This window comes from Gemmiger formicilis, assembly GCF_900167555.1.
GTDB lineage: Bacteria > Bacillota > Clostridia > Oscillospirales > Ruminococcaceae > Gemmiger > Gemmiger formicilis.
Genome location: NZ_FUYF01000058.1, coordinates 1 through 3,413, shown reverse-complemented (window position 1 = coordinate 3,413; position 3,413 = coordinate 1). Strand labels below are relative to the sequence as shown.

The 3,413-nt window shown below is 65.3% G+C and carries 3 protein-coding genes; 2 read left to right on the top strand and 1 reads right to left on the bottom strand.

The features are described 5' to 3' along the window. Positions 1-121: 121 nt before the first annotated feature. Positions 122-784, bottom strand: coding sequence for a response regulator transcription factor (locus B5D32_RS14380; protein ID WP_078785642.1), 663 nt, complete (start codon positions 782-784; stop codon positions 122-124). A gap of 149 nt (positions 785-933) precedes the next feature. Between B5D32_RS14380 and B5D32_RS14375 the strand changes: the two genes are divergently transcribed. Together B5D32_RS14375 and trxA are read left to right on the top strand one after the other, a co-directional pair. Further along, complete coding sequence (locus tag B5D32_RS14375; RefSeq protein WP_078785641.1) at positions 934-2,865, top strand: glycoside hydrolase family 3 C-terminal domain-containing protein; 1,932 nt, start codon at positions 934-936, stop codon at positions 2,863-2,865. A 26-nt stretch (positions 2,866-2,891) separates the two neighbouring features. Next, positions 2,892-3,212 carry a thioredoxin gene (gene trxA, locus B5D32_RS14370; protein ID WP_078785640.1) on the top strand — a complete coding sequence of 107 codons (321 nt, stop codon included), beginning with the start codon at positions 2,892-2,894 and terminating at the stop codon, positions 3,210-3,212. Positions 3,213-3,413 lie beyond the last annotated feature (201 nt).

Below are 3,413 nucleotides of genomic sequence, written 5' to 3'. Positions count from 1 at the left end.
GCGTCCTCGACGCCCCGCGGAGGGGTCAAGACCCCTCCCTACGATGCAAAAGATAAAGGGGCGGCAATGGCAAGGCTGCGGGCCGGGCATGCCCGGCCCCTACGGAGCTACCGTTACTCTTTCAATCTTCCTTCTTCAACCGATACCCAATCTTGTACACCGTCTCGATCTTGTCCATCCAGCCGAGCTTTTTGCGCAGACGGGCAATGTGGGTGTCAACGGTGCGCAGACTTTCGGTGTCGGGGATGCCGCCCCAGACGCGCTCATACATCACGTCGCGGTAGAGCGCCGCGCCGCGGTTGCGCATCAAAAGCTCCAACAGATCGTATTCCAGGCGGCGCAGCTCCACAGGTTCACCGTTCCGGCGGGCGGTGTGGTTGACCGTGTCCAGCACCACGTCGTAGGCGCACAGCTCCCGCCCGCCGCGCCCGGTGCGGCGCAAAACCGTCTCCATCCGGGCAACAAGCTCCTCCGCCGCGAACGGCTTGGTTATGTAATCGTCCGCGCCCAGGCGCAGCCCCTGCACGCGGTCCTTCACCGCGCTTTTGGCCGTGATAAAGATGACCGGCACGCCCTGGGGCCGCAGACATTCCAGCAGTGCATAACCGTCCAGGCCGGGCAGCATAATATCCAAAAGCGCCATATCAAAATTGGTGGTTTCGATGAGATCCGCCGCCGTCCGGCCATCCTCGGCCAGCGTGCAGCGGTACCCGGCGCGGGTCAGCGTCATCTCGATCAGCCGTGCGATCAGGTGCTCATCCTCCACGATCAGTATGTTGTTCATCCGCGTTTCCTCCCTGTTTGGGGGTATTGTAACCCCGTGTTGTTACAAGGTTGTGTCCTCACAGCTATAATTTTACACTTTTTTATTTTATTTTCCACCCGCGTCGTGGTATAATGTTGAAAACTGCTTTGTCAAAGGAGAATTTTCCCATGTACGCTACCGTTCAAGAGCTTGTGGACGCGCTGACGCCGGAAGAAAAGGCCGGTCTTTGCACCGGCGCGGCGGTCCCGCGGCTGGGCCTTCCGGCGCTGCGGGTCAGCGGCCTGCACAGTCAGGAATCTGCCGGGGGCGTCTGCTTTCCGTCGGCGTGCGCGGCGGCAGCGTCGTTTGACCCGGAGACGGCCCGCCGCATGGGCGCGGCGCTCGGGTGGGAGGCGCGCAGCGGCGGCGCACAGCTGCTGGACGTGCCGGACGTGAACCTGAAGCGCGGCCCGTTGAGCGGACGCAGCGCCGACACCTGGGCCGAGGACCCCTGCCTGACGGGGGCGCTGGCCGCGGCATTCCTGCAAGGCGTGCAGAGCGCGGGTGTGGGTGGCTGCGCGGGGCGGCTGGCCGTGGTCAACCAGGAGACAGACCGCCGGACGCTGAACCGCCGTGTTGACGAGCGCACGCTGCAGGAGCTTTACCTGCCCGCGTTTGAGACCGCCGTGCGGGACGGGCAGCCCCGGGCCGTTGTGTGCAGCGCGGGGCTGCTGAACGGCACCCGCATCTGCGAGGACACGGCTCTGCTGACCGACACGCTGCGCGGCGCGTGGGGCTTTGCCGGTGCGGTGCTGGCGGAGCCGGGCGCGGTGCAGGACCCGGCCCGGACGCTGGCCGCGGGTGTGGACTTTGCCCCTGCGGACGCGGGACGTCTTGTGGATGCCGTGCAGTCCGGCGCACTGGACGAGTCCGTTTTAAACCGCGCTGCATCGAACATTATACGCATTCTTTTGGTCGCATCGCCCCAGCCGTCCCCCGCAGACCGTGACCGCACCGCAGACCGCAGTCTGGCTGTCGAGCTGGCCAAGCAGAGCGGTGTGCTCCTGCGCAATCTGGGCGCACTGCCGCTGCACAAGGGGCAGAAGGTAGCCTACATCGGCGCCTTCGCCGACCACCCGCGCTATTCCGCCGGTCATCCCCGTGCGCCGCAGGTCACAAGTGCCATCGACGCTGCGGTCCTGCATGACCGCAAGATCCATTATATCGAGGGCTTCCCCGCGGACCGCGACCAGCGCGACGAGGCGGAGTTCCTGCGTGCCGTGGCCGCCGCCGAAGCTGCGGACGCCGCGGTCATCTTTGCCGGTCTGCCCGAATGCGCCGAGCTGGCCGCCGCGGACCGGCGGCACATGCGCCTGCCCGAATGCCAGAACAACCTGATCGCCCGCGTGGCCGCTGTGCAGAAGAACACCGTCGTGGTGCTGCACACCTCCGGCCCGGTGGAGTGCCCCTGGGCGGACGATGTATCGTCGGTTTTGTGTATGTATCTGGCGGGCGAGGGTCTGGGCGAGGCCACGGACGCCCTGCTGTGGGGCGACGCCGACCCCTGCGGGCGTCTGCCCGAGACCTGGCCCCTGCGGCTGGAGGACACGCCCTGCTATCTGGATTTCCCGGGTGACGGCGTGACCGCCGACTACCGCGAGGGCGTCTACGTGGGCTACCGCTGGTACGACGCCCGCAAAATGCCGGTGCGCTGGCCGTTCGGCCACGGGCTGAGCTACACGGGCTACGTCTACCGCGGCGCGGCGCTGGACGCCGACACGCTGACGCCGGGCGGCACCGTGACCGCGCGGGTGACGGTGAAAAACAGCGGCGCGATGCGCGGAGCCGAGGTCGTGCAGCTCTATGTGGCCGACGCCACGGGTGCGCCGGTGCCGGGCGGGCGGGTGCCCCAGGCGCTGCGCAGGTTTGCGAAGATCGACCTGCAGCCCGGCGAGGAGCGGGAGATCGTCTTTACGCTGACGCCGCAGGATATAAGCCGTTACAGCCCCGAGCTGCACGCCTGGTGCGCCGCGCCGGGCCGGTACGAAATACGCATCGGGCATTCGAGCCGCGACATCCGCGCGGTGCTGGCCTTACAGTATGCGGACGCAAAAATTTGAGCTTATTATAAAGGAGATGCAACTATATGTCTATCAAGATCACCGAACAGAATTTTGACACCGAGGTTTTGCAGAGCGCCATGCCCGTCGTGGTGGATTTCTGGGCCGACTGGTGCGGCCCCTGCAAGATGATGGGCCCCGTGCTGGAGGAGCTCGCCGCGGCGCATCCCACCGTCAAGGTCGGCAAGCTGAACACCGACGAGAACCTGAAGCTGGCCATGGCCCGCAAGATCGACGCCATCCCGGCGCTGCTGCTTTTCAGGAACGGTCAGGAGGTCAGCCGGTCCGTCGGCTACAAGCCCGCCGCCGAGCTGGAGGCGTGGCTGCGGGAAAACGGGGCGATTTGATTTACGGGGGTTTTGTTCCTTCTTTACAAAGAAGGAACCGAAGAAATTCCAATAAAATAGACGCAAAAAGCGCTGCTGTCGGAGAGTGACAGCAGCGCTTTTTTTGGCTATGGCGTTGTCGGGGTTTTGGGACGAGTGCTCATCTGTATTACAGCTGTAGGGCGGCATGCCCCCATGCCGCCGAAGGTCCGCGTGGCCGCC

Bases quoted from the DNA above. Each gene is read 5' to 3' on its own strand.
- B5D32_RS14375 (WP_078785641.1), top strand. From the start codon at position 934: ATGTACGCTACCGTTCAAGAGCTTGTGGACGCGCTGACGCCGGAAGAA.
- B5D32_RS14380 (WP_078785642.1), bottom strand. From the start codon at position 784: ATGAACAACATACTGATCGTGGAGGATGAGCACCTGATCGCACGGCTG.
- trxA (WP_078785640.1), top strand. From the start codon at position 2,892: ATGTCTATCAAGATCACCGAACAGAATTTTGACACCGAGGTTTTGCAG.